At 46.2% G+C, this 1,744-nt stretch carries 2 protein-coding genes; both read left to right on the top strand.

Annotated elements, in window-relative coordinates:
- A partial coding sequence (locus QY97_RS20940) for a hypothetical protein (RefSeq protein ID WP_208326095.1) occupies positions 1-219 on the top strand: 219 nt, incomplete at its 5' end.
- A gap of 54 nt (positions 220-273) precedes the next feature.
- Positions 274-1,632: an IS1182 family transposase gene (locus tag QY97_RS18795; RefSeq protein ID WP_039237704.1), complete on the top strand. Its 1,359-nt coding sequence runs from the start codon at positions 274-276 to the stop codon at positions 1,630-1,632.
- Positions 1,633-1,744: the final 112 nt, after the last annotated feature.

Consider the following 1,744-nt stretch of genomic DNA (forward strand, 5'->3'; position numbering starts at 1 on the left):
TCAGACTGTAGACAAACTCGATGGAAATCGAGCGTCTACAGTCTTTTTATTTTGCCCGTAAACGGGGTTGTTGATTTCCATTCCAGACGCTTCGCTTTCCGCGGGGCGGGCGGTGAGCCTCCTCAAGCTGCGCTTTGCGGGGTCTCACCTGTCCCGCTGATCCCGCAGGAGTCTGCGCGTCTTCCATTCCAATCAACAGAAATAATCAAGTTCGTATAGTCGTACAGTCAACCTTGTTTTAAAATAATAGAAAACAGACTTGAGGTGACGACGATGCTTTCAAAACACAATTCCATTCAGCGAGACCAAATAGAGATGATTGCTTTAGACCAGCTGGTGCCCCAGGACCATTTGGTCCGTAAAATGGAGGCAGCGATTGACTTCTCTTTTATTTATGAGCTGGTGGAAGACAAATATTCAGACGTCGGCCGCCCAAGTATTGATCCAGTTATACTGATTAAGCTGGCGTTCATTCAATATACGTTTGGCATCCGTTCCATGCGCAAAACCATTGAGGAAGTTGAGACTAACATGGCCTACCGCTGGTTTTTAGGCTACGGTTTTCACGATAAAGTGCCGCACTTTTCTACTTTCGGGAAAAACTATGAACGCCGTTTTAAAGATACAGACCTGTTCGAACAGATTTTTTACCGTATATTGAAGACAGCTGGGGATAAAAAGCTGATTAGTGCTGAGCACGTGTTCGTTGATTCAACTCATGTGAAGGCAAGCGCGAATAAGCGCAAATTTGCCAAGAAAGTCGTTCGCAAAGAAACACGCGCGTATCAGGAGCGCCTTCAAGAGGAGATTAACCAGGATCGTGAAGATCATGGAAAAAAGCCTTTCCCACCGGATAAGTTCGAAAAAGAAGAGCTTAAAGAAATAAAAGAAAGTACGACGGATCCGGAGAGCGGCTACTATGTAAAAGATGAACGGACGAAACAGTTTGCTTACTCCTTCCATGCGGCCTCCGACCGCAACGGGTTTGTGCTGGGTACGAAAGTGACACCGGGAAACATCCATGACAGTCATATGCTGGAGCCACTAGTCGAAGAAGTGATCCGAAAAGTAGGAAAGCCGAAAGCTGTAGCTGCCGATGCGGCATATAAAACACCCTCGATTACTCGCTACTTGTTTGAAAACAGTATGACACCTGCCCTGCCGTATACACGGCCACGCACGAAAAAAGGGTTTTTCCAAAAACAAGATTTTGTTTACGACGAGCATTTCGACTGCTACCTCTGCCCAGCCGGTGAAGTATTGGCCTACTCGACGACGAGTAAGGAAGGCTATCGCGAATACAAATCTCCTAAAAAGATTTGCGCGAATTGCCCATTTCTGTCTCAATGTACAGAAAGCCAGGACCACCAGAAAGTCGTGACACGCCACATTTGGCAGGAGTATGTGGAAGAAGCCGATCATCTTCGTCACCACGAAGAGGTGAAACCAATTTACGCGAAACGCAGAGAAACGATTGAACGCGTATTCGCAGATGCAAAAGAAAAGCATGGCATGCGCTGGACAACCCTTAGGGGACTTAAAAAATTGTCCATGCAGGCGATGCTTACTTTTGCTGCCATGAATCTTAAGAAAATGGCCAACTGGACTTGGCAAAGTCCAGAAACGGTCTAAATGATGGCCTCGGAGAGGTCTAGTCTTTTCTATAAATGGTGTCAACGCCAATAAAACGCTGAAAAAGGGTTCGGAATAAGACTATTCCGAACCCCTTTTGTCTACAAACTGA

The sequence above is a fragment of the Bacillus thermotolerans genome (genome assembly GCF_000812025.2).
Classification (GTDB): domain Bacteria; phylum Bacillota; class Bacilli; order Bacillales; family Domibacillaceae; genus Quasibacillus; species Quasibacillus thermotolerans.